Annotated in this window: 22 protein-coding genes and 1 pseudogene; 15 read left to right on the forward strand and 8 right to left on the reverse strand. The window is 72.0% G+C overall.

Annotation, left to right across the window (positions count from 1 at the left end):
• Positions 1–24: 24 nt before the first annotated feature.
• The 6 genes and pseudogenes from AB0M52_RS02815 (at position 25) to AB0M52_RS02840 (ending at position 6,274) form a co-directional block, all read left to right on the forward strand.
• Positions 25–792: an enoyl-CoA hydratase/isomerase family protein gene (locus AB0M52_RS02815; protein ID WP_111215360.1), complete on the forward strand. Its 768-nt coding sequence runs from the start codon at positions 25–27 to the stop codon at positions 790–792.
• Positions 793–904: 112 nt separating this feature from the next.
• A complete protein-coding gene (locus AB0M52_RS02820) occupies positions 905–2,881 on the forward strand; it encodes an ABC transporter ATP-binding protein (protein WP_363948045.1) in 1,977 nt (658 codons plus the stop codon).
• Between the two features lie 241 nt (positions 2,882–3,122).
• Positions 3,123–3,860: pseudogene (locus AB0M52_RS02825) on the forward strand (DUF5753 domain-containing protein); the annotation flags it as partial.
• Positions 3,861–3,877: 17 nt separating this feature from the next.
• Positions 3,878–4,081, forward strand: coding sequence for a DUF397 domain-containing protein (locus AB0M52_RS02830; protein ID WP_363947996.1), 204 nt, complete (start codon positions 3,878–3,880; stop codon positions 4,079–4,081).
• 169 nt (positions 4,082–4,250) lie between these two features.
• Positions 4,251–4,910: a PadR family transcriptional regulator gene (locus tag AB0M52_RS02835; RefSeq protein ID WP_363947998.1), complete on the forward strand. Its 660-nt coding sequence runs from the start codon at positions 4,251–4,253 to the stop codon at positions 4,908–4,910.
• A gap of 158 nt (positions 4,911–5,068) precedes the next feature.
• Positions 5,069–6,274: an NAD(P)/FAD-dependent oxidoreductase gene (locus AB0M52_RS02840; RefSeq protein ID WP_363948000.1), complete on the forward strand. Its 1,206-nt coding sequence runs from the start codon at positions 5,069–5,071 to the stop codon at positions 6,272–6,274.
• Between the two features lie 35 nt (positions 6,275–6,309).
• Here the strand turns inward: AB0M52_RS02840 and mug are convergent, their stop codons facing one another.
• The 6 genes from mug to AB0M52_RS02870 form a co-directional block, all read right to left on the reverse strand.
• Entirely contained in the window at positions 6,310–6,834 is a 525-nt protein-coding gene (mug, locus tag AB0M52_RS02845) for a G/U mismatch-specific DNA glycosylase (protein ID WP_363948047.1), read from the reverse strand.
• A 173-nt stretch (positions 6,835–7,007) separates the two neighbouring features.
• Positions 7,008–7,769: an SDR family oxidoreductase gene (locus AB0M52_RS02850; protein ID WP_363948002.1), complete on the reverse strand. Its 762-nt coding sequence runs from the start codon at positions 7,767–7,769 to the stop codon at positions 7,008–7,010.
• 129 nt (positions 7,770–7,898) lie between these two features.
• Positions 7,899–8,384 carry a hypothetical protein gene (locus AB0M52_RS02855; RefSeq protein ID WP_363948004.1) on the reverse strand — a complete coding sequence of 162 codons (486 nt, stop codon included), beginning with the start codon at positions 8,382–8,384 and terminating at the stop codon, positions 7,899–7,901.
• Positions 8,381–9,199 carry a DUF692 domain-containing protein gene (locus tag AB0M52_RS02860; RefSeq protein ID WP_363948007.1) on the reverse strand — a complete coding sequence of 273 codons (819 nt, stop codon included), beginning with the start codon at positions 9,197–9,199 and terminating at the stop codon, positions 8,381–8,383. Before AB0M52_RS02860 ends, AB0M52_RS02855 begins: the two co-directional genes overlap by 4 nt.
• A complete protein-coding gene (locus tag AB0M52_RS02865; protein WP_363948010.1) occupies positions 9,196–10,131 on the reverse strand; it encodes a TIGR04222 domain-containing membrane protein in 936 nt (311 codons plus the stop codon). Before AB0M52_RS02865 ends, AB0M52_RS02860 begins: the two co-directional genes overlap by 4 nt.
• Before the next feature lie 104 nt (positions 10,132–10,235).
• Positions 10,236–10,808, reverse strand: coding sequence for a helix-turn-helix domain-containing protein (locus AB0M52_RS02870; protein ID WP_363948013.1), 573 nt, complete (start codon positions 10,806–10,808; stop codon positions 10,236–10,238).
• Positions 10,809–10,888: 80 nt separating this feature from the next.
• Between AB0M52_RS02870 and AB0M52_RS02875 the strand changes: the two genes are divergently transcribed.
• The 3 genes from AB0M52_RS02875 (at position 10,889) to AB0M52_RS02885 (ending at position 13,547) form a co-directional block, all read left to right on the forward strand.
• Positions 10,889–11,749: a carbon-nitrogen hydrolase family protein gene (locus AB0M52_RS02875; protein ID WP_363948016.1), complete on the forward strand. Its 861-nt coding sequence runs from the start codon at positions 10,889–10,891 to the stop codon at positions 11,747–11,749.
• A 59-nt stretch (positions 11,750–11,808) separates the two neighbouring features.
• Positions 11,809–12,453 (forward strand): HAD family hydrolase, encoded by a 645-nt coding sequence (locus tag AB0M52_RS02880; protein ID WP_363948019.1) that lies wholly within the window; start codon positions 11,809–11,811, stop codon positions 12,451–12,453.
• A gap of 158 nt (positions 12,454–12,611) precedes the next feature.
• On the forward strand, positions 12,612–13,547 hold the full coding sequence (locus AB0M52_RS02885) for an RIO1 family regulatory kinase/ATPase (RefSeq protein WP_363948021.1): 936 nt from the start codon (positions 12,612–12,614) through the stop codon (positions 13,545–13,547).
• 71 nt (positions 13,548–13,618) lie between these two features.
• Here the strand turns inward: AB0M52_RS02885 and AB0M52_RS02890 are convergent, their stop codons facing one another.
• A complete protein-coding gene (locus tag AB0M52_RS02890; RefSeq protein ID WP_363948024.1) occupies positions 13,619–13,867 on the reverse strand; it encodes a DUF2630 family protein in 249 nt (82 codons plus the stop codon).
• Positions 13,868–13,989: 122 nt separating this feature from the next.
• On the opposite strand from AB0M52_RS02890, the gene AB0M52_RS02895 reads away from it, so the two are divergent.
• The 5 genes from AB0M52_RS02895 (at position 13,990) to AB0M52_RS02915 (ending at position 18,418) form a co-directional block, all read left to right on the forward strand.
• Entirely contained in the window at positions 13,990–14,148 is a 159-nt protein-coding gene (locus AB0M52_RS02895) for a hypothetical protein (RefSeq protein ID WP_363948027.1), read from the forward strand.
• Positions 14,149–14,332: 184 nt separating this feature from the next.
• Complete coding sequence (locus tag AB0M52_RS02900; RefSeq protein ID WP_363948029.1) at positions 14,333–16,933, forward strand: nitrate- and nitrite sensing domain-containing protein; 2,601 nt, start codon at positions 14,333–14,335, stop codon at positions 16,931–16,933.
• Positions 16,934–17,020: 87 nt separating this feature from the next.
• On the forward strand, positions 17,021–17,443 hold the full coding sequence (locus AB0M52_RS02905) for a roadblock/LC7 domain-containing protein (RefSeq protein ID WP_363948031.1): 423 nt from the start codon (positions 17,021–17,023) through the stop codon (positions 17,441–17,443).
• Between the two features lie 5 nt (positions 17,444–17,448).
• A complete protein-coding gene (locus tag AB0M52_RS02910) occupies positions 17,449–17,835 on the forward strand; it encodes a DUF742 domain-containing protein (protein ID WP_363948033.1) in 387 nt (128 codons plus the stop codon).
• Positions 17,816–18,418 (forward strand): ATP/GTP-binding protein, encoded by a 603-nt coding sequence (locus AB0M52_RS02915; protein WP_363948035.1) that lies wholly within the window; start codon positions 17,816–17,818, stop codon positions 18,416–18,418. The genes AB0M52_RS02910 and AB0M52_RS02915 overlap by 20 nt, the downstream gene beginning before the upstream one ends.
• Positions 18,419–18,510: 92 nt before the next feature.
• On the opposite strand, the gene AB0M52_RS02920 is transcribed toward AB0M52_RS02915, so the two are convergent.
• A complete protein-coding gene (locus tag AB0M52_RS02920) occupies positions 18,511–21,363 on the reverse strand; it encodes an aconitate hydratase (RefSeq protein ID WP_363948038.1) in 2,853 nt (950 codons plus the stop codon).
• A 158-nt stretch (positions 21,364–21,521) separates the two neighbouring features.
• Between AB0M52_RS02920 and AB0M52_RS02925 the strand changes: the two genes are divergently transcribed.
• On the forward strand, positions 21,522–21,875 hold the full coding sequence (locus tag AB0M52_RS02925; protein ID WP_363948041.1) for a VOC family protein: 354 nt from the start codon (positions 21,522–21,524) through the stop codon (positions 21,873–21,875).
• Positions 21,876–22,180: the final 305 nt, after the last annotated feature.

The raw sequence follows: 22,180 nt of genomic DNA on the forward strand, positions 1-22,180 counted from the left end.
CACTACCGTGACCCGGGCCGCCCGGTGACCGCCGAGGCGACCGGGGTCCGGCTGGAATGCGACGGGCCGGTAGCCACGGTCACCCTGTGCCGGCCCGACGTACTCAACGCGCAGACCCCGGCGATGTGGCGCGCGATGAGCGACTTCTCCCGGGACCTGCCCGGTGACGTGCGCGTCGTGATCGTGCGAGGTGAGGGGCGCGCCTTCTCCGCCGGCCTCGACCTGTCGGTCGCGGGTGCCACCGGGCCAGGTTCGTTCGCCGAGCTGTCCGCCCTGCCCGAAGCGGAGTGCGCCGACCGGATCGCCGCGTTCCAGGGCGGGTTCACCTGGCTGCACCGCCCGGACGTGATCTCCGTTGCGGCCGTGCAGGGGCACGCCATCGGCGCCGGTTTCCAACTCGCGCTCGCCTGCGACCTGCGGGTCCTGGCCGAGGACGCGAAGTTCTCCATGGCCGAGGTCACGCTGGGCCTGGTGCCGGACCTGGCCGGCACCAAGCGCCTGGTCGAGCTGGTCGGCTACGCCCGCGCGCTGGAGATCTGCGCCACCGGCCGGCGGATGGACGCCGCCGAGGCGGACCGGATCGGCCTGGCCACCCTCGTCGTGCCGAATACCGAGCTGGACGACGCCGTGCGGGATCTCACCGCGGGGCTGCTCGCCCACCACCGGGACGCCGTGGTGGAGATCAAGGCCCTGCTCGCCGGTGCGGCCGGGCGTACCCACGCCGAGCAGCAGCGGGCCGAGCGGGAGGCGCAGACCCGGCGGTTGCACGATCTCGCCGGGCGGGGCGAATAGTAAGGACCGTTCGGGAAGATCCGGGTTACTCGCAAGGTTGTCGTAGTCGTCGGGAGAATTGACCCGACGGTGTGCCGAGCCTGTTGATCCGGAGGTGTGCGTGTCCAACCCGATGGCCGCTGGCGGCATGGGCGGTTGGAGCATGCTCCGGTCGATGCGCAGCCGCGACGAGGTCTCCACCCACCGGCTGCAACGCGGGGTCGCCCGGCGGATCGTGGCGTTCGCCCAGCCCTACCGGCGGGACATTGTCATCTTCCTGCTGACCGTGATCATCGCCGCGGTGATCGGGGTGGCCACCCCGCTGCTCGCCGGCGACGTGATCGACGCGATCACCCGGGGCGGCCCCGAGGCCGCCGCGCTGGTGATCCGGCTGGCCCTGTTCATCGCCGCGCTCGCGGTCGCCGACGCGCTGCTCTCGCTCGCCCAGCGGTGGTATTCGGCGCGGATCGGCGAGGGCATCATCCTCGACCTGCGTACCCGGGTCTACGACCACGTGCAGCGGATGCCGCTGCAGTTCTTCACCCGCACCCAGACCGGCGCGCTGGTCAGCCGGCTCAACAACGACGTGCTGGGTGCCCAGCGGGCGTTCACCTCGACGCTGTCCGGCGTGGTCAGCAACGTGATCCAGTTGGTGCTCACCGCCGCCGTGATGTTCACCCTCTCCTGGAAGATCACCGCGCTCTCGCTGGTGCTGCTGCCGGTGTTCATCATCCCGGCCCGGCGGGTCGGCCGGCGGCTGGCCGAGATCACCCGCGAGTCGTACAACCTCGACGCCAAGATGAACGCGACCATGACCGAACGGTTCGGGGTCGCCGGCGCGCTGCTGGTGAAGCTGTTCGGCCGGCCGGACGCGGAGGCGGGCCGGTTCGCCCAGCGCGCCGAGCGGGTTCGCGACATCGGCATCCAGTCCGCGATGTACTCGCGGACCTTCTTCGTCGCGATGCTGTTGGTGGCTTCCCTGGCCCAGGCGCTCACCTACGGCCTCGGTGGCTGGCTGGCGGTCACCGGGGATGTCAGCGCCGGCACCGTGGTGACCCTCGCGCTGCTGCTCACCCGCCTCTACGGCCCGCTCACCGCGCTGAGCAACGTCCGCGTCGACGTGATGAGCGCGCTGGTCTCGTTCGACCGGGTCTTCGAGGTGCTCGACCTGAAGCCGGCGATCCAGGAGCGGCCCGACGCGGTGCCGGTGCCCCAGGGCACGGGCACCGTCGAGTTCCGCGACGTGCGCTTCCGCTACCCCAGCGCGGCGGAGATCTCCCTCGCCTCGCTGGAGGAGGTCGCCACGCTGGACCGTACGGTCAACGAACCGGTCCTCAAGGGCGTCTCCTTCCGGGTCGAGCCCGGGCAGATGGTGGCCCTGGTCGGCCCGTCCGGCGCCGGCAAGTCGACGCTGTCCATGCTGATCTCCCGCATCTACGACGTCACGGACGGGCAGGTGCTGGTCGGTGGGGTGGACGTGCGCGACGCCACCGGAGAATCGCTGCGCGACGAGATCGGCGTGGTCACCCAGGACTCCCACCTGTTCCACGAGACCATCGCGGAGAACCTGCGTTACGCCAAGCCGGACGCCACCGACGACGAGCTGTGGGCGGCCCTCGCGGGTGCGCAGGTCGCCGACCTGGTCCGCGCCCTGCCCGACGGGCTGGACACCACCGTCGGTGAGCGCGGCTACCGCTTCTCCGGTGGCGAGAAGCAGCGCATCGCCATCGCCCGACTGCTGCTCAAGGCGCCGTCGATCGTCATCCTCGACGAGGCGACCGCACACCTGGATTCGGAGAGCGAGGCGGCGGTGCAGCGGGCGCTGTCGGTGGCGCTGTCCGGGCGTACCGCGTTGGTGATCGCGCACCGGCTGTCCACCGTCCGTGACGCCGACCAGATCCTGGTCCTCGACGAGGGCCGGATCGTCGAGCGGGGTCGCCACGCCGAGCTGGTCGCCGTCGGCGGCCTCTACGCCGAGCTGTACCGCACCCAGTTCGCGGTGGCCGACTCGCCCACCCCGCACGTCCCCGCCACCGGTCCGGAGCCGGTGGTCATCCCGACCCGCGAGTACGTCGCCGACGAGGCTTTGCCGCCCGCCGCCGCCAACTGACGGCGTGGTGCCGAGATCTTGGTACGTTGCGGCCCGCCGCGGGGCGGGAACGTACCAAGATCTACGCCGTTCCGCACGCGGCCGCCGACCGGCCCCGGCGCGGCAACACGATCCCGGCGCCCCCGGCTAGTTCGAGGGCCATCCCGGTTGCCGCTGGCACGACAACTGCGCGCCGGCCCTGTCGACCTGACCGCACGAAGGGATCACGGAGAACCTCCGAGACCTTGGACACTTACCGTTCGCCACGCTCTACCGGATCGAGACGGCCAAGGCCCGACCGCAAAAGCGGACGCTGCTCGCGCTCCTGGATCACTACGGTGTAACTGACGCGGCCCGCCGCGCCGCGTTGCTCGACCTGTCCAGGCAGGCCACCCAGCTCGGTTGGCTGCAGGCGTACGAAGCCGAGCTGCCGGAGGAATACACCACCTACATCAGCTTCGAGGCCGAGGCCCGGAGTGTGCGCAACTACGAGTCGCTGTTCGTGCCCGGCCTGCTTCAGACCAAGGGCTACACGCGAGCGGTGGTGACGGCAAGCTTGCCCTACACCAGCGGCGACGAAGTGCAACAGCGCGTGGATACCCGCGCCCAGAGGCAGGCGTCCATCACGAAGGACGACCCGCTCAAGCTGTGGGCGATCGTTGACGAGGCTGTGCTGCACCGCCAAGTGGGCGGCGAGCAGGTGATGGACGAGCAGTTGCGGCATCTGCTCGACGTGACCAGCCAGCCGCACGTCACCTTTCAGGTGCTGCCGTACAAGGTGGGCGCCCATGCGGGGATGCACGGTGCGTTTGCCGTGATGGACTTTCCCGACGCCGCCGATCCGGAGTTGGTGTACATCGAGAACATGGCCGGCGCGTTGTTCTTGGAGAAGGAAGCCGACGTGCGCCGCTACGCCGAGATGTTCGACCAGCTGCGAGCTGCTGCGCTGAACACCGCCGACAGTCAGATGTTGATCTCAAAGTTGATCGAGAAGAGATAGCAAGGAAGGTGTTGCAGGTGGACGCGCCAGACCTGGGCGACGTGACATGGCGTAAGAGCACCCGGAGTGGCGCGAACGGCAACTGCCTGGAGGCTGCCGACCTCCAACACATGATCGCCATACGGGACAGCAAGGATCCCGGGGGCCCTGCGCTCATCTTCACGACCGGTGGGTGGGCGGCATTCGTCGAGGGGATCAAGGGCGGCGAGGGTAGCCGGTAGACGCGGCCGGTCAACACGAAGGGCACCCGATCTTCGGACGGGTGCCCTTCGTGCTGATCGCACCGGCGCAGGTGTGGACCCCGGTCCGTCCGCTGTCAGAACGAGGATTGCGGCGGTTACTCGTGGAGGTATACTCGGCTGCGAGTAATCGGGTGCGAGGAGATGCCGGATGGCCAAGCGTCGCAAGGTCAACAATCTGATGGCGCTGGCCGTGCTCTCCGTCCTGGTGCACCGACCGATGCACCCCTACGAGATCGCCTCGGCGCTGCGCGGCTGGGGCAAGGACCAGGACATGCCGATCAAGTGGGGGTCGCTCTACACGGTCGTCGGCAACCTCGACAAACACGGCTTCATCACGGCCGTGGAGAGCGTGCGCGCCGGCCGGCGCCCCGAGCGCACGGTCTACCGCATCACCGACGCCGGCCGGGCCGAACTGGTCGACTGGGCACGCGAACTGCTCGCCACCCCGATGGCCGAGTACCCGCGGTTCCGGGCCGGCCTGTCGGTCCTTGCCGCCGTGCACCCCGACGAGGCCGCCGATCTGCTGCGGCAGCGGCTGAGGCAGGTGGTCGAGAACATAACCGCGGCCCGAGCCGAACTTGCCGGACACTCCACCGAGGTGCCCCGGCTGTTCCTGATCGAGTCCGAGTACGACCTGGCGATGCGGGAGGCCGAGGCGGCCTGGATCCGCACCGTCCTCGCCGATTTCGACTCGGGCACCTTCCCCGGGCTCGACCAGTGGCGGGCGTTCCACGAGACCGGCGAGATCCCGGCCGAGTTGGCCGCACTCGCGGAAAGGACGAGCACTCCCGACGAGCCATCCGAATAACGACGCGGCCCCGGCGCGGTGCGCCAACACCGCGCCGGGGCCCTTACCTCGAACCACACCTGGGCAGGCGCTCGGCACGAGGCGGCAACCATCGAGGATAGCCGGGTTCCCACCCAGGGCGGTTCGCCATGCACCGGACCGAGTCCCAGGGAGGACCAATGACCGACGTACGGACAGCCATCATCATCGGCGGCGGCATCGCCGGCCCGGTCGCGGCGCTCGCGCTGCACCGGGCGGGCATCGCGGCGACCGTGTACGAGGCGTACCCGAGCACCGCCGACGGCATCGGCGGCACGCTGGCGCTGGCGCCCAACGGCGTCGCGGCCCTGCGGATCGTCGGCGCGGACCAGGCGGTGACCGACGCCGCCACGCCGATGCACCGCACCGCGCTGGTGATCGGCGCCAACCGTGTCGACCTGCCCGTCCTGGCCGGTGCCCCGCCGCTGCGCGTGGTCCACCGCAACGCCCTGTACCGGGTGCTGCACGAACGGGCGACCGCCGAGGGCATCCCCATCGTGCACGGCAAGCGGCTGACCGGCGCACGGGAGACCGCCACCGGGGTCACCGCCGAGTTCGGCGACGGCAGCACCGCCAGCGCCGACATCCTCATCGGCGCCGACGGGGTGCACTCCACGGTGCGTAACCTGATCGACCCGCACGCGCCGGGGCCGCGATACACCGGCGTGCTCGGCTTCGAATCGGTGGCGGCGCACACCGTGGACGTCGAGCCGGGAACGATGACCTTCACCTTCGGCCGGCGCGGCTACTACCTCTACTGGTCCGAGCCGGGCGGCGGCACCCGCTGGGGCGCCAACCTGCCGCAGGACCGGCCGATGAGCCTGGCCGAGGCGCGGGCGGTGTCCTCCGAGGACTGGCTGCACCGGCTGTGGGACGCGTACGGCGACGACGACCCCGGTGCCGCGCTGATCCGCAGCAGCAACCCGGCCGGGTTGCAGGTCTCCGGATCGCTGCACATCATGCCGCCGGTGCCGCACTGGCACCGGGGCCGGATGGTGCTGGTCGGCGACTCGGTGCACGCGCCGTCCAACAGTTCCGGGCAGGGGGCGTCGCTGGCCATCGAGAGCGCCGTGCAACTCGCCCGCTGCCTGCGCGACCTGCCCGACGTACCGGCGGCCTTCACCACGTACGAGCGGCTGCGCCGAGCCCGGGTGGAGGGGATCGCCGCCCGCGCGGCCCGGATCAACCACGCCAAGGCACCCGGACCGGTCGGCCGGGTGGTGATGCCGGTGATGATGCGGATGCTGATGAAGGTCGCGATGAAGCCGGAGAAGACCCTGGGCCCGGAGCAGCGCTACACCATCGACTGGGACGCCCCGGCCACGACGGAGCGGGCGCTCGCCTGACACCGTCGCCCCGTGTCACGGACGCCGCCGGCGGCTCACTCCCGCCGAGCCGCCTCGTGCAGCTCGGCGAAGGCCGCGCCGAGGGTCGGCGGGGTGTAGTGCGCGTTCAGGCCGCTGGGGTTGGGCAGCACCCAGAGCTGGGCGCCGGCCAGCGGCTCCGGCTGCGGGCCGAAGGTCGCCTTCGGCCGCAAGAACCCGATCCGGTACGCGGTCACCCCGACCACGGCCACCCAGCGGGGCCGGTACCGGGCCACCTTGCCAGCCAGCTCCTGCGCGCCGGCGACCAGTTCGGCGGCGGTCAGCTCGTCGGCCCGGGCGCTGGCCCGGGCGACCAGGTTGGTGATGCCGAGCCCGAGCCCGGGCAGTTCGTCCTGCTCGCTGGGGTGCAGCAGGCGCGGGGTGAACCCGCCCCGGTGCAGGGCCGGCCAGAACCGGTTGCCGGGGCGGGCAAAGTGCCAGCCGGTCGCCGCCGACCACAGCCCCGGGTTGATCCCGACGAAGAGCACGTCCAGCCCGGCGGAGATGAGATCCGGCAGGGTCCGGTCGGCCGCCGCGGCCAGTTCCTCCCGGCTCGGACGCGGGTTCCGGCGGGCCGGCGGTTCGTCGCAGTTCTGGTGGCGGGCCGCCGGTTCGTCGCAGTTCTGGTGGCGGGCCGTCGGTTCGTCGCGGGCCGGCTGGTGGGTCCGCTCGTCGCGGCGCGGGCGCGGGTTGCGGTCTGGTGCCGGCGAGGCGGTCACAGGCCGCGCAGCGCGCCGCCGTCGACCGGGATGGTGACCCCGGTGAGGTAGCTCGCGGCGGGGGAGAGCACGAAGGCGGCCACCCGACCGAACTCGGCCGGGTCGCCGATGCGGCGCAGCGGGATGCCGGCCTCCGCCTCGGCCTGGGCCCGAACGGGGTCGCCGGTGGCGGCGAAGAGTTCCCGGTTACGGTCGGTCAGGATCCGCCCCGGCAGCAGCCCGATCACCCGTACGCCGCGCGGGCCGTACTCGTCGGCGACGTCCTTGGCGACGCCGGCCAGGCCCGGACGCAGCCCGTTGGAGATGCCCAACCCGGGCACCGGGCCGCGCGCCGAGGTGGAGAGCACCAGCCCGATCGCGCCGCCGTCGGGCAGCGCGGCCGCGACCGTGCGCACCGTACGCACGCTGCCCAGGAAGACGGTCTCGAAGGACTGCCGCCACTGCTCGTCGTCGACCGAGGCGGCGGTGCCCGGTGGCGGGCCGCCCACCGAGACCAGGGCGCCGTCGAGCCGGCCGAAGCGGCGCTGCGCGGCGTCCACCAGCAGCCCAGGCGTGGCCGGGTCGGCCAGGTCGGCGGTGACGCCGACGGCCCGATCCGGACCGCCGAGGCCGGCCGTGGCGGCGGCCACCGCGTCGGCGTCCCGGGCGGAGAGCACCACTCGGGCGCCGTCGGCGACGAGGCACTGCGCGGTTGCGTAGCCGAGCCCACGGGAGGCGCCGGTCAGCACGTACACCCGATCGGTCAGTCCGAGATCCATGCCACCGATCCTGCCGCAGCTGGCCCCGGCGCGACATCCCGGGCCCGCCCGGCTTCCGTTCGGACGGAGGGGAGGGTGTTAACAAGGGGCCCTTCCTCTACCGGAGGCGTTAAGAAGGGGCCCTTCCTTTCAACGGGGCGGGCGTAGCAGGCGTACCCGGCTGGCGAACTGCACGGCGACGGCGTTGCCGGCCCGGCCGACGGCGGGGGCCCGGCGCGGGCGCGGGGCGCGCTGCCCGTCGTAGCGGAACGCCGCCTCCCGGACGGCCAGCTCCTCAGCGCCCAGCGCCGGCAGCGCGTCGCGGGCGTGCAGCGCGCGGGCCAGGTCCCAGCCGTCGCGCAGGCCACCGCTGGTGGGCCGGTCCGCCGCCCACTCGATGAAGGCCGCCGGCCAATCAGCGCCGAGCCCGGCGGCGAGCAGCGGCCAGTGCCGGGCGACCTCACCGGCGCGCTTGCGCAGCAGCGCGGCGCGGGCGGCGGCCAGCGGGGCGGGAGTGAATCCCGGCGGCAGCGGGCCGCCAGCGACCAACGCCGCCACCAGCTCCGCCTGCCGGTGCTCCAGCGATCCCGGCGTATCCCCGGCGGGTGCCGCCGGATCGGTGCCGGCGGTGCTCATGTCACCACCGGGAACCCGCTGGCGGCGGCTACGGCGTCCAACTCGGCGCGCAGCTCGGCGGCGGGTGGGTAGTGCCCGTCGCGTTCCAGCAGCACCGCCGGAGGGCGCTGCCGGGCGCACAGTTCGGCGAGCAGGTCGAGCACCGGCGGGGGAACCGGGTCGGTGTGCGTGTCGTGGTAGAAGCCACCCTGTTCGGCCCCACCGGCGACGTGCAGGTACGCGACCCGCTCCAACGGCAGGCGGTCCAGCAGCGCGAGCGGGTCGGTGCCCCGGTTGCGGGCGTTGGCGTGCACGTTGGCGATGTCGAGCAGCAGCAGCGCGTCGGTGCGCTCCAGGATCTCGCTCAGGAACGCCGCCTCGTCGAGTTCGTCGTCCGGCCAGTCGAACAGGGCCGCGATCGGCTCCAGCGCGATCGGTACGGGCAGTTCCGACTGTGCCCGGGCGACGTTGGCGCAGACCACGTCGACCGCCTCCCGGCTGCGCGGCAGTGGCAGCAGATGCCCTGCCTCCAGCCCGCCGGCCCGGACGAAGGCGATGTGCTCGCTGACCAGCGGGGCCGCCAGCAGGTCGGCGACCGCCGCCAGGTGGGCAACCCGGGCCGGTTCGACCGGCTCCGCGCCGCCGAGGGAGAGTCGTACCCCGTGCGGTACCACGGTCACGCCGCGCTCCCGCAGCTCGACCAGCCCGTCCGGCGGCGGACCGGCGGCCGGCACCGCCTCGGCGATCACCTCGACGAAGCGCAGGCCGGGCAGCTCGGCGACGAACCCGGCGATCTCCGGCCGCCAGCCGATGCCTACCCCGTGCGGGCCGGTCATCCGCCGCACCCGCCCCCGCCGCAGCCCCCGCCGCCACCGCCGCCACCACCGCCTCCGCAACTGCTGCCGCAGCTGGCACCCGCGGTGCTGCCACTGCCACAGCTGCTGGTCGTGCTGGTGCCGCCGCCCGTCATCGCCTGACGCTGGATCTCGGCCTGCTGGGCGAAGGTCGGGTCCAGTGCCCAGAGTGAGGCGGTGCCGTAGAGCGCCACGGCCATCGCCAGCCCGGCCGCGCCATAGACGGCGTACGCGGGGTGCGAGGCCGGCGCGAGGTGGCGGTTTCGCTGGCGGAGGCTCCGGACCGCGACGTCGGCTGCCCGGGTCCGCCGGGGCACCCGGACGAACAGCACCGTGGTGACCACCGCGAGCCCGCAGACGATGAGTACGAGGTACCAGACCGGACGGTCGTTGGCCAGCCCGGCGACGATCCGGAAGACGCCGAGCAGCAGCAACGCGACCAGCAGCAGCGGGCCCATACGCAGGGCGGTGCGCCGGTTCGGACCGACCACCAGACCTCGCCGGTCCAGCCCGTCGCGCAGCTCGACGAGGGCGCGGTCGACCCACTCGGTGCCGCGCAGTTGCCGGGCGGTCGTGTGCTGGGCCGCGGCGTAGTGGACGGCCCGGTCGAGCGGGGTGGCCCCAGGCGGCAGGGGGCCCTCGGTGGTCAGCTGGCGGTCCGGTTGCACCCCGATCGAGCCCTGGCTGCGCAGGGTGCTCAGCGAGGTCCAGACCGCGAGGTCCTCCCCACCGTTGAGGTAGGCGACCTGCTGCGGGCCGAGCTGGTCGGCAGGGGGCGCGGACCGGCCCGCCAGCAGCGCCCGGCGGTGGATCAGCACACCGGTGACGAGGACGACGGTCGCCACCAGGTAGAAGATGAGGAAGGTCCGGCTCGGGACGCCCCAGGTGTCGAAATCTGCTGCGAGACCCATCATGGCCTGCTCCTGTCGCGCGAGGGGAGACGCGGTTTCATTGTGGAGCGGCGACGCCAGCAACCTGGTCCCGCAGGGGGCCAGTTATCTCGTCGTTACCTGACGCGTCAGCGCCGGCGCACGGCCTCCTCGACCAGGTCGAGCACCGGGCCGAGGTCGCCGGCCGGGCGTCCCATCGCCAGATGCAGCACCAGGCCGTCGTAGGCGAGTTCGAGGAAGCGGGCCAGCACGTCGATCGGCACGTCGTCGCGGAGCACACCGGCCTCCCGCTGCCGGGACAGGCGCTCCCGGGTCGCCTCGGCGATGGCCGCCGACCGCTCGGCCCACCGCTTGGCGAAGGCCGGGTCGGTACGCAACCGCCGGGACACCTCCAGCTGGCTGCCCAGCCAGCCCGTGGTGTCCGGGGAGATCGCGCGGGCGAGCAGGTCACGCATCACCTGCACCAGACCGTTGCGGGCGACCGTCTCCACCATCGCCGCCGCGTCGTCCTCGGCGACGGCGAGGAAGAGCGAATCCTTGTCCCGGAAGTGGTGGAAGATGGCCCCCCGGGACAGCCCGGTCGCCTCCTCGAGGCGGCGGACGGTCGCGCCCTCGTAGCCATGCCGGGCGAAGCAGGCCCGCGCGGCGGCGAGGATCTCCTGCCGGCGGGCATCGAGCTGATCCTGACTTACTCTGGGCACATCGCGATCGTGTCAGCTCACACCGGGTAACGCAAACCGTACGTACGGCTTGGTATTGCCGGCCCGGTTAGGATCTGGCGGTGCCGCCGCCCACCTTCCCCCTGCCGTCCGCGCCACTGACGGTGGCCGTCGTCCAGGCCGAGCCGGTCCCCGGAGACGTGGCCGGCAACGCCGTCACCGCCGCTCGACTGGCCCGCCGGGCCGCCGAGCTGGGCGCCCGGGTCGTGGTGCTGCCAGAGCTCTTCCTGCCCGCGTACCATCCGCCGACGCTGGCCGCCGACCCCGCCGGCACCGACGTCGCGGCCGACGCCGCGGGGCGGGTGGATGACTCGCGGCTGGATCCGCTGCGGTCCGTCGCGAGCGCCGGCGTCGCCGTCGTGGTCGGCGCCGCGGTCCGCCATCCCGAGGCGCGCCGGTGCATCTCGGCGCTGGTCGTCGACGGTGCCGGCGTAATCCGGGTGGGGTACGACAAGCAGCAGCTCTGGGGCGGGGAGGGGGAGCTGTTTCAGCCTGGCCTGCGCGGTGCCACCCTGCTGGTCGACGACTGGCGGCTCGGTCTGGGCATCTGCTACGACGGCTGCTTCCCCGAGCACGGCCGCGCCGCCGCCGACGACGGGGCGCACGGCTACCTCTGCCCCAGCGGCTACCTGGTCGGCTCCGAACACCGTCGCGACCTCTACTACGCCGCGCGGGCGCTCGACAACACGATGTACGTGGCCTTCGCCAATTCGGTCGGCGGCACGGACCCGTGGCGGTTCAACGGCGGGGCGGCGATCTACGACCCGCAGGGCCGACCGTTGGCCCGGGGTGCCGACGCCGGTGAGGAGGTGCTGGTCGCCGTCCTCGACCCGGCGGCCCTGGCGGCTACCCGGGCGGCGCACTCGATGCTGCGCGACCGGCTGCCGCGCCAGGGGGCACCCCGGGCGTCGGTGCCAGCCTGACACGAGCGCGTAACCTGCGGCCCTGTCGGCGGGGTACCGGATTCCCGTAGGGTTCCCGAGTGCCGTTGCTCCTGCTGGATCTGGACAACACCCTGCTCGACCGGGCCGGGCCGTTCCGCACCTGGGCAGAGCGCTTCCTCGACGGCATCGGCGCCCCGCCGAACGACCTCGAATGGCTGCTGTCCATCGACGCCGACGGGCTCACCGACCGCTGGGACGTCGCCGACGCCATCCGGGACCGCTACCGGCTGCGCATTCCCTCCATCGACCTGGTCGAGGAACTGCACGACGGGGTCGTCGAGTTCACCCGGCTCGACCCGCTGGTCGCCTGTGCGTTGCGGATCGCCGACGACGCCGGCTGGATGCCGGTGGTGGTGACCAACGGCGCGGTACGCCTGCAGGACGCCAAGATCCGGCGCACCGGGCTGGACCGGTATGTAGCCGACTGGGTGATCTCCGAGGAGGCTGGGGTCAGCAAACCCAACCCCAGGATCTTCGCACTGGCCGCCCAGCGGGTCCGGATGCCGCTGCGCGGCGCCTGGGTGATCGGTGACGGCCCGGAGGCGGACATCGGCGGCGCCACCGCGGTCGGGCTGCCCAGCATCTGGCTGCACCGGGGCCGGCCCTGGACGGACACCCGCTTCGCGCCGACCGCGACCGTCGACACGGTGATCGCCGCGGTCGCCGCCGCCATGGGTGCCTGAACCGTAAAACCGGTTGACCCGGCGCGTCGTCGCCGCGAGCATGGTCGTCGCATCGTGCATCCGGGCGCGCGTCCGGTCGAGGAGAGGGGGTCGGTCATGGCCGTCTTCGCAGGTCACTTCCTGCCTCCATCAACCTCGAACAAGGGACGACCAGCGCAGTGCGCGATCACGACTTCCCGGCGCCAGAGCGCCGGGCCCGCGGCAGGCGCCGCTTCGACGACGACGAACCACACTTCCTGAAGCACGGCCGGGCCTCCGGACCCGCCCCGGCCGACCCCGACGACGAACCCGAACCGGACACCGGTGCGGTCTGGTCGTCCTGGGACGATGCCGTGCACGGTCCGCAACCCCACCCGGACTGGCTGGTCACCGAGCTGGCCGCGAAGGACACCGAACTCGGGGTGCTCAAGACCGGCAAGGAGGCGGACGTCCACCTGGTCCGCCGGGCCGTCCCCGGCACCGATCGGTCCTGCCTGCTCGCGGCGAAGCGCTACCGCGATCCTCGGCACCGGCTCTTCCACCGCGACGCCGGGTACCTGGAAGGGCGCCGGGTGCGCCGGTCGCGGGAGATGCGCGCGATGGCCGGCCGGACGGCGTTCGGTCGGCAGATGATCGCCGGGCAGTGGGCGGCGGCGGAGTTCGCCGCGTTGGCCCGACTCTGGGAGATCGGCGAGCGGTACGGCACCGTGGCCGTGCCGTACCCGGTGCAGCTGCGGGGCACCGAGCTGATGCTGGAGTTCCTCGGCGATCACGACGAGGGACGGGCCGCACCCCGGCTGGCCGAACTACGCCCGGCCCCGGCCGAGCTACGTGAGCTGTGGGGGCAGCTGGTCGAGGCCCTGGTGGTGCTGGCTCGGGCGGGGTACGCGCACGGCGACCTGTCGCCGTACAACCTGCTCGTGCACGCGGGGCGACTGGTGTTGATCGACCTGCCGCAGGTGGTCGACGTGGTGGCGAACCCGCAGGGGCGGGACTTCCTGGCCCGGGACGTCCAGGTCGTCGCCACCTGGTTCGCGGCCCGCGGCCTGCCGCCGAACGTGGTGGACCCGGCCGCGCTGACCGAGGCGCTGTCGCGCGAGGCGGGCCTGCGCTGACCAGCGGGCTCCGGGTGGCGGGTGGACCGCCGCCCGGAGCCCCTGGGCTCACGCCGTCACGCGGCGCTCGTTCATTGCAGGTACCGCTCGACCTCGGGCACCGGGCGGGCCCCCTGGGCGTCGGGGTCGCCGTGGGCCTGCCGGGCGGCGCGGCGCCGGCGCAGCAGGTCCCAGCACTGGTCGAGGGATTCCTCCAGCTCACGCAGCCGGGTGCGGGCCTCGTCGTCGGTGCCCGCCTCGTTGGCTTGCGCCGCTGCGCGCAGGCGGTGCTCCTCGTCGACCAGATCGGAGATCCGGCTCAGGATGGTCTTGTCGTCCATGCCTCTGAGCCTGGCACAGCGAGGCGGGCCGCGCCCGCATTCCCCCCGGTGAACCCGGCGACGCGGCGGAACGGCCCGACGGTGCAGGGTGTAGATCGCCGGGGCCCTCGGTACGGTGGCTCATGGGGGCGGCCCGGCGCGGCGGATCCTGCGGCTGGTCGACAACTCGGGCGCTCTCGCACCACCGCGCCGACCTGGTGGAGCATCCGCCACTGTGGTGCGACAAGGGGCTTTACGGGCCGGTGCTGATCGTTCGGGCGGCGCTGCTCGCGGCGCGGTAGCTCGCGTTCGTGCCGACCGTGCCGGGCCCGAGCGGCGGGCCGGCGCAGCGCCGCCCCGGGGCGACCAGGGCATGATCACGAGCGCTTGAGTTGCTGCTGCGACGCTGTTAGCGTGCGCCGGGGTCGGTGCGTGTGACGCCTTCCTGACTGACCGATCAGCTAGTTAACGGCCAGGGACGGTGCGATGAACTCCCGCAGTTCAAACCTGCGTACCAAGGTCGTGGCCCTGCTGGTCTTGCTGGTGGCACTCTGGGGATTCACCGCCTGGGTAACCGTCCGAGAGGGAGTCAACCTGGTCGGCGTGCGGGCGCTCGACGGGCGGGTGTTCGACCCCAGCGAGCCGCTGCTGCTGCAACTGCAGCTGGAACGGCGTACCTCGCTGGCGTACCTGGGGCGGCCGGCCGAGGCGCAGCGGGGTGAGCTGGAACAGCTGCGGCAGCGTACCGACGAACTGGCCGCCGAGTTCGCCGAGTCGGCCGACAACTGGCAGGTCAGCCTACTCGGCAGCGAGGACCTGCGCGAGCGCGTCACGGAGCTGAATCGGGGACTGGACACGCTGCGGGACACCCGCACCGCCGTCGACGGGCGCAACATCGGCCGCAGCGAGGCCGGGAGGGCGTTCACCGAGCTGATCGAGTCGATCTACCAGATCTACCACGAGCTCGGCAATCTCGACGACGACGAGGTCGCCGAGGACACCACCCAGCTGATCCGGCTCAACCGGGCCCGGGAGCTGCTGTCCCAGGAGGACGCCCTGCTCGCCGGTGTGCTGGCCGCCGGCCGAATCACCCCGGCCGAGCGGGCGGAGTTCGCCCGGGTGGTGGGCGCCCGGCGGTTCGTCGCCGAGCAGGCGGTCATCCGCCTGCCGGACGCCGATCAGCGTCGCTACGCGCAGCTGATCGCCGGCCCGAACTTCCGCCGGCTGGCCGAGCTGGAGAACCAGATCATGCTCGGCCCCGGTAACTCCCGGCCGCCGTTCACCGCAAAGGAGTGGGCCGACACCACCAGCCCCTCGCTGATCGAGATCGGCGACGTCGTGCTGGCCGGTGGTGACGACCTCGTCGAGCGGGCCACCCCGGTCGCGGCCGGCGTCATCGTCCGGCTGGTGCTCGCTGGTGGTCTCGGCCTGCTCGCGGTCATCGTCTCGGTGGTCGCCTCGGCCACCACCGCGCGTGCGCTGGCGCAACAGCTGCAACGGCTGCGCGACGCCGCGTTCCAACTCGCCGACGAGCGGCTGCCGAGCGTGGTGGAGCGGCTCGGCCGCGGCGAGAAGGTCGACGTCGCCAAGGAGACATCGCCGCTGCAGTTCGGTGCCGACGAGATCGGCCAGGTGGGTCGGGCCTTCAACGCCGTGCAGGAGACCGCCATCCGTACCGCGGTGGAGCAGGCCGAGCTGCGGCGTGCCGTCCGCGAGGTATTCCTCAGCCTGGCCCGGAGCAACCAGTCGCTGGTGCATCGCCAGCTCACCCTGCTGGACTCGATGGAGCGGCGGGAGCACGACGCGGAGGAACTGGAGGACCTGTTCCGCGTCGACCACCTGGCCACCCGGATGCGGCGCAACGCGGAGAACCTGATCGTGCTCTGCGGCTCCACGCCCGACCGTGCCTGGCAGCGCAGTGTGCCCATGGTGGACGTGATCCGCAGCGCGGTCGGCGAGATCGAGGAGTACAGCCGGGTCACCGTGCTCCCGATCGGCGGGGTGTCGCTGGCCGGGCGGGCGGTCGGCGATGTGATCCACCTGCTCGCCGAACTGATCGAGAACGGGCTGTCCTTCTCCCCGCCGCACACCAGCGTGGAGGTGCGCGGGCAACTGGTCGCCAACGGGTACGCCATCGAGATCGAGGACCGCGGTCTGGGCATGACCGAGGTGGACCTCGCCGCAGCCAACCACCGGATCGTGGACCGTGCCGAGCTGAACCTCGCCGACGCGTCCCGGCTGGGGCTCTACGTGGTGAGCCGGCTGATCGACCGGCACGAGGTGCGGGTGCAGCTGAAGGAGTCCGCGTACGGCGGGACGACCGCCGTGGTGCTGATTCCGAGTACCTTGATCATCGCCGACGGTGCGGAGCCGGGCGACCTGAGCGAAATCCGGGCCGAAACTTCGGCCCCGGCCACCGGGCCGGCTCCGGCCGGTCCGGGTGAGCGGACGGCCGCGCCGGTGGCCCTTCCCGCACCCCGTGCCCCGGCCGAAGCCGACACCGTGGTCGGCAAGCAGGACGGCGCCGTCGAACGCACTGGGGACGCGCCAATGGAGGTTCACCTCGGACCCGCCGGTGGCACCGGCGGCACCGGGCTGCCGACCAGGTCGCGGCGCCGCCCGGGACATCCCGCACTGGACGGCCCGACCATCCCGATCGAGCTGCCGATCACCTCGACGCCGAGTGGGGACGGGGTGACCCGGCCGTCGCGGCGACCCGCCGACGTGGACGCGGACGGGAGTCAGCCGGCTGACGCCGTGACCACGGCCGGTTCCCCGCCGTCGAGCACCGCAGCGGCCTGGACCGAGTCGGGTGGTGCCGCGGCGGCCGAGGTCGAGCCGACCCGTACCGAGTCGGGCCTGCCAGTCCGGGTCCGGCAGGCCAGCCTCGCGCCGGCGCTGCGGGCCGAGCGCGAGGACGTGGCGGAGGGCGACGACGTCCTCCGCGAACCCGAACAGGTTCGACGCATGATGAGTTCGTACCAGACGGGCACCCGGCGCGGACGCTCCGACGCCGCCCGTCTGCTCGATGGTGGCGGTCGGCGTGACGCGGACGAGTCCGGCGACGCTGACCAACAGGCGACCTGACCGAGTTCGGGAGCCCGGCGATACCGGGCGACCGCCGGTCAGTCCCAGATGAGCACGGCGTAGAGCCGGGGAGAAGAGGACGACGAAGTGGCGCAGAAGACGGCTTCGAGTGCCGACCTGACGTGGTTGCTGGATGACCTGGTCGGTCGGGTCAAGCAGGCCGAGCACGCGGTCGCGCTGTCCGGTGACGGTCTGCTGATGGCCTCCTCGCAGGGGCTCAGCCGCGACGACGGCGAGCACCTGGCGGCGATGGCGGCCGGCATCCAGAGCCTGGCCCGGGGCGCGGGCAAGCGGTTCGGTGGTGGGCAGGTGCAGCAGACGATCATCGAGATGCAGTCGTCGTTCCTGTTCGTTACGGCCGCCGGCCGCAACGCCTGCCTCGCGGTTCTGGCCAGTGAGGACGCCGACGTGGGGCTGATCGCGTACGAGATGGCCATGCTGGTCACCCGGGTCGGCAAGTACGTCGCGTCGCCGTCACGATCAGCCGAGCAGACAAACTGGGAGCAGTAACCCGGATGGCGGGGCAGGGGAAGTCCGCCGACCAGCAGTGGGTGGACGACCATGCCGGTCCGGTGGTTCGTCCGTACGCGGTGACCGGCGGCCGGGCCCGACCGGTCACCGGTACGTTCGACCTGATCTCCCTGGTGACGGCGACCCGCAGGGACGTCTCTCCGGAGATCGGGCTCGGCCCGGAGCATCTGGCGATCGTCGGCCGGTGCCAGCGGATGCAGTCCGTCGCCGAGATCGCGGCACATCTGGACCTGCCGGTGGGCACCGTGCGGGTCCTGCTCGGCGACCTGGTGGCGCGCAACCTGGTACAGATCCGGGAGCCGCACCGCGCGGTCGGCGTTCCCGACCACAGCATCTTCGAGGCGGTTATCAATGGACTACGGGCACTCTGAACGGCCGCCGGGTGCGACCACTCTGCCCACAGCGATCAAGATCCTGGTCGCGGGCGGCTTCGGGGCCGGCAAGACCACGCTGGTCGGCGCGGTCAGCGAGACGCGCCCGTTGCGGACCGAGGAGGTGCTGACCGAATCGGGAGTCGGCATCGACGACATCTCCGGCGTCGAGGCCAAACGGACCACGACCGTCGCGATGGACTTCGGCCGGATCACCATCGGCGACGACCTGGTGCTGTACCTGTTCGGCACCCCGGGCCAGGACCGGTTCTGGTTCGTCTGGGACGAGCTGGCGCTCGGCGCGATCGGCGCGGTGGTGTTGGCGGACACCCGGCGGCTGGCCGACTGTTTCCCCGCCATCGACTACTTCGAGGAACGGGGCACGCCGTTCCTGGTCGCGGTCAACTGCTTCGAGGGGGCGCGGCAGTACCGGCTCGACGAGGTGCAGGCCGCACTGAACCTCGACCCCGAGGTGCCGGTGCTGCTCTGCGACGCCCGGCAACGGGAGTCGGCCAAGGAGGTGCTCATCAGCCTGGTGGAGCACGCCCTGAAGCTCCGGGACGCCCGCCGCCGCGTCGGGTGACCCTGGGCCGACAACCCCCGACGCCGGGTACCTCCAGATGACGAAGGGCTCCTCCCCGCGAGCGCGGGAAGGAGCCCTTCGGCCGTGGTACGTCAGTTGGCGATCATGCGGCGCAGCACGTACTGCAGGATGCCGCCGTGCCGGTAGTAGTCCGCCTCACCGGGGGTGTCGATCCGGACGACCGCGTCGAACTCCAGGCCGCCGTCGGTGGCGACCCGCACCGTACGCGGGATCGAGCCGTCGTTGAGCGCGGTCACCCCGGTGATGGTGAACGTCTCGGTGCCGGTCAGCCCCAGCGAATCGGCGTTCTCCCCGACCGGGAACTGTAGCGGCAGCACGCCCATGCCGATGAGGTTGGAGCGGTGGATCCGCTCGTACGACTCGGCGATGACCGCCTTGACGCCCAGCAGCATGGTGCCCTTGGCCGCCCAGTCCCGCGACGAGCCGGAGCCGTACTCCTTGCCGGCCAGGATGACCAGCGGGACGCCGGCCTCCTGGTACGTCATCGAGGCGTTGTAGATCGAGGTCGTCTCGCCGGTCAGGTGGTTGACCGTGAAGCCGCCCTCCACACCCGGGACCAGCTGGTTGCGCAGCCGGATGTTGGCGAAGGTGCCCCGGATCATCACCTCGTGGTTGCCCCGGCGGGAGCCGTACGAGTTGAACTCGTGCCGCGGCACGCCGTGCCCGGCGAGGTACTCGCCGGCGGGGGAGTCGGCCTTGATGGAGCCGGCCGGGGAGATGTGGTCGGTGGTCACCGAGTCGCCGAGCTTGGCCAGCACCCTGGCCGGACCGATGTCGAGAACAGGCGCCGGCAGGCGCCGCATGCCCTCGAAGTACGGGGGCTTGCGGACGTAGGTGGACTCGCCGTCCCAGGCGAAGGTGTCCCCGGTCGGCGTCGGCAGCGACTGCCAGCGCTCGTCACCGGCGAAGACGTCGGCGTACGCGGCGCTGAAGCCGGTGGCGCCGATCGCCGAGGCGATGACGTCCTGGATCTCGGCGGTGCTCGGCCAGATGTCGCGCAGGAAGACCGGCTGGCCCTCGCTGTCCTCGCCGATCGGCTCGTTGGCCAGGTCGATGTCCATCGTGCCGGCGAGGGCGTACGCGACCACCAGCGGCGGGGACGCCAGGTAGTTCATCTTCACGTCCGGGTTGATCCGGCCCTCGAAGTTGCGGTTGCCGGAGAGCACCGACACGACGGCGAGGTCGGCCTCGTTCACCGCGGCCGAGATCTCCTCCGGCAGCGGGCCGGAGTTGCCGATGCAGGTGGTGCAGCCGTAGCCGACCAGGTGGAAGCCGAGCTTCTCCAGGTAGGGCGTGAGGCCGGCCCGCTCGTAGTAGTCCATGACGACCTTGGAGCCGGGCGCGAGGGTGGTCTTCACCCACGGCTTGCGGTTCAGGCCCTTGTCCACCGCGTTGCGGGCGAGCAGCGCCGCGCCGATCATGACCTGCGGGTTGGACGTGTTGGTGCAGGAGGTGATGGCGGCGATCACCACCGCGCCGTGGTCCAGCTCGTACTCGACGCCGTCGTCGCCGGTGACCCGGATCGGGTTGCTGGCCCGCCCGCCCGAGCCGACGGCGGCGGTCACCAGGTCGCGCGGGGCGTCGGCCGGGTCGTTGACCTCGTTGGCCGGCGAGTCGCTGGCCGGGAACGATTCGGCGCTGGCCTCGTCGGCCGGGCCGGCGGTGCCGTACGGCGGGTTGGTGCGCACGCCGCCGCGGGCGTCGGCGTCGCTGCCGGTCTGGTCGGCCGCGACGTAGTCGGTCAGCGCGGAGCGGAACAGGGTCTTGGCGCTGCCCAGCGGCACCCGGTCCTGCGGGCGCTTCGGACCGGCGAGGGAGGGCTCGATGGTGCCCAGGTCGAGCTCCAGGTGCTCGGAGTACTCCGGCTCGGCGGCCGGGTCGTGCCAGAGGCCCTGCTCCTTGGCGTACGCCTCGACCAGCGCGACCTGCTGCGGGTCGCGGCCGGTCAGCTCCAGGTAGCGGACCGTCTCGGTGTCGATCGGGAAGATCGCCACGGTGGAGCCGTACTCCGGCGACATGTTGCCGATGGTGGCCCGGTTGGCCAGCGGCACCGCGCTCACGCCCGGGCCGTAGAACTCGACGAACTTGCCGACCACGCCGTGCTTACGCAGCATCTCGGTGATGGTGAGCACCAGGTCGGTGGCGGTGGTGCCGGCCGGCATCTCGCCGGAGAGCTTGAAGCCCACCACGCGGGGGATCAGCATGCTGACCGGCTGGCCCAGCATGGCCGCCTCGGCCTCGATGCCGCCGACGCCCCAGCCCAGCACGCCCAGGCCGTTGACCATGGTGGTGTGCGAGTCGGTGCCGACGACGGTGTCCGGGTACGCCTGACCGCCGCGCTCCATCACGGTGCGGGCCAGGTACTCGATGTTGACCTGGTGCACGATGCCGGTACCCGGCGGGACCACCTTGAACTCGTTGAAGGCGGTCTGCCCCCAGCGCAGGAACTGGTAGCGCTCCTTGTTGCGGGTGTACTCCAGCTCGACGTTGCGCTCGAAGGCGTCCTCCCGGCCGAACAGGTCGGCGATCACGGAGTGGTCGATGACCAGCTCCGCGGGGGCGAGCGGGTTCACCTTGGTGGGGTCACCGCCGAGATCGCGGACGGCCTCACGCATGGTGGCCAGGTCGACCACGCACGGTACGCCGGTGAAGTCCTGCATCAGCACCCGGGCCGGGGTGAACTGGATCTCGACGTTCGGGTCCGCGGTCGGGTCCCAGGCGCCGAGCTGGCGGATGTGCTCGGCGGTGATGTTCGCGCCGTCCTCGGTCCGCAGCAGGTTTTCCAGCAGGATCTTCAGGCTGTAGGGGAGCCGCTCGTGGCCCTCCACCTGGCTGATCTTGAAAATCTCGTAGCTCGCGTCTCCGACGCGTAGCTGGGTCTTCGCACCGAAGGTGTCGAGGCTCGCCACGTCGTACTCCTTCACACCAGCGACCGTGAGTAGTCCTGAGCAGTCTGTCGCACCGGCCGGAGCGCCGCCGTGGTTAGGCAACACTTACCGCCGATTCTCGCTGTCAACAAAACCGTACGTCCGTCTTGCTATAAGTGCAACCCGATGCCATCGTGTGGACGGGAGGTGCAACCATGATCCACCACGTTCAGCTGGCCTGCCCGCGGGGCTCCGAGGACCGCTCGCGGGCCTACTACGTCGGCCTCCTCGGCCTGACCGAGCAGGCCAAACCGCCGGCTCTCGCGGCCCGCGGCGGTTGCTGGTTCAGTGGGTACGGTGCCGAACTGCACCTGGGCATCGAGGACGACTTCCGCCCGGCCCGCAAGGCGCATCCCGCCCTGCTCCGGCCGGACCTGGACGCCCTCGCCGCCCGACTGGCTGCCGCTGGATACCCGGTGACCTGGGGCGGGGACGAACTGCCGGGGATGCGCCGCTTCCACACCGAGGACACTCACGGCAACCGGCTGGAGTTCCTCACCCCGGCGTGATCCCATCGCCGCCCGGCGGCGGGTGGGGCTGGCCCGGCCGGGTGGCCGCCCGGTGAGCGGGCCGTCCGGCGCGTCCGACCCGGGTAGGCACCTGGTGGCCGCGCCGCGTTCGGTGGGCACGCCAAAGGGCCGACCCCGGGTTGGGGTCGGCCCTTCGTGGTTGTTCGGTTGGATCGGTGGAAGGAAGGGACCCTTCTTAACGCCTGGTGTAGAGGAAGGGCCCCTTCCTAACGCTTCTTGTTCGGGTTGGTCAGCTGGTGGCGGTGTAGCCGCGGGTGGCGATCCAGTTGGCGAGGTTGTCGACG

Source organism: Micromonospora sp. NPDC051296, assembly GCF_040682255.1.
Taxonomy (GTDB): Bacteria; Actinomycetota; Actinomycetes; order Mycobacteriales; family Micromonosporaceae; genus Micromonospora; species Micromonospora craterilacus.

Coding starts and splice junctions, on each gene's coding strand:
- AB0M52_RS02820 (WP_363948045.1), top strand. CDS start 905: ATGGCCGCTGGCGGCATGGGCGGTTGGAGCATGCTCCGGTCGATGCGC.
- AB0M52_RS02835 (WP_363947998.1), top strand. CDS start 4,251: ATGGCCAAGCGTCGCAAGGTCAACAATCTGATGGCGCTGGCCGTGCTC.
- AB0M52_RS02840 (WP_363948000.1), top strand. CDS start 5,069: ATGACCGACGTACGGACAGCCATCATCATCGGCGGCGGCATCGCCGGC.
- AB0M52_RS02850 (WP_363948002.1), bottom strand. CDS start 7,769: ATGGATCTCGGACTGACCGATCGGGTGTACGTGCTGACCGGCGCCTCC.
- AB0M52_RS02855 (WP_363948004.1), bottom strand. CDS start 8,384: ATGAGCACCGCCGGCACCGATCCGGCGGCACCCGCCGGGGATACGCCG.
- AB0M52_RS02860 (WP_363948007.1), bottom strand. CDS start 9,199: ATGACCGGCCCGCACGGGGTAGGCATCGGCTGGCGGCCGGAGATCGCC.
- AB0M52_RS02865 (WP_363948010.1), bottom strand. CDS start 10,131: ATGATGGGTCTCGCAGCAGATTTCGACACCTGGGGCGTCCCGAGCCGG.
- AB0M52_RS02890 (WP_363948024.1), bottom strand. CDS start 13,867: ATGGACGACAAGACCATCCTGAGCCGGATCTCCGATCTGGTCGACGAG.
- AB0M52_RS02895 (WP_363948027.1), top strand. CDS start 13,990: ATGGGGGCGGCCCGGCGCGGCGGATCCTGCGGCTGGTCGACAACTCGG.
- AB0M52_RS02900 (WP_363948029.1), top strand. CDS start 14,333: ATGAACTCCCGCAGTTCAAACCTGCGTACCAAGGTCGTGGCCCTGCTG.
- AB0M52_RS02910 (WP_363948033.1), top strand. CDS start 17,449: ATGGCGGGGCAGGGGAAGTCCGCCGACCAGCAGTGGGTGGACGACCAT.
- AB0M52_RS02915 (WP_363948035.1), top strand. CDS start 17,816: ATGGACTACGGGCACTCTGAACGGCCGCCGGGTGCGACCACTCTGCCC.
- AB0M52_RS02925 (WP_363948041.1), top strand. CDS start 21,522: ATGATCCACCACGTTCAGCTGGCCTGCCCGCGGGGCTCCGAGGACCGC.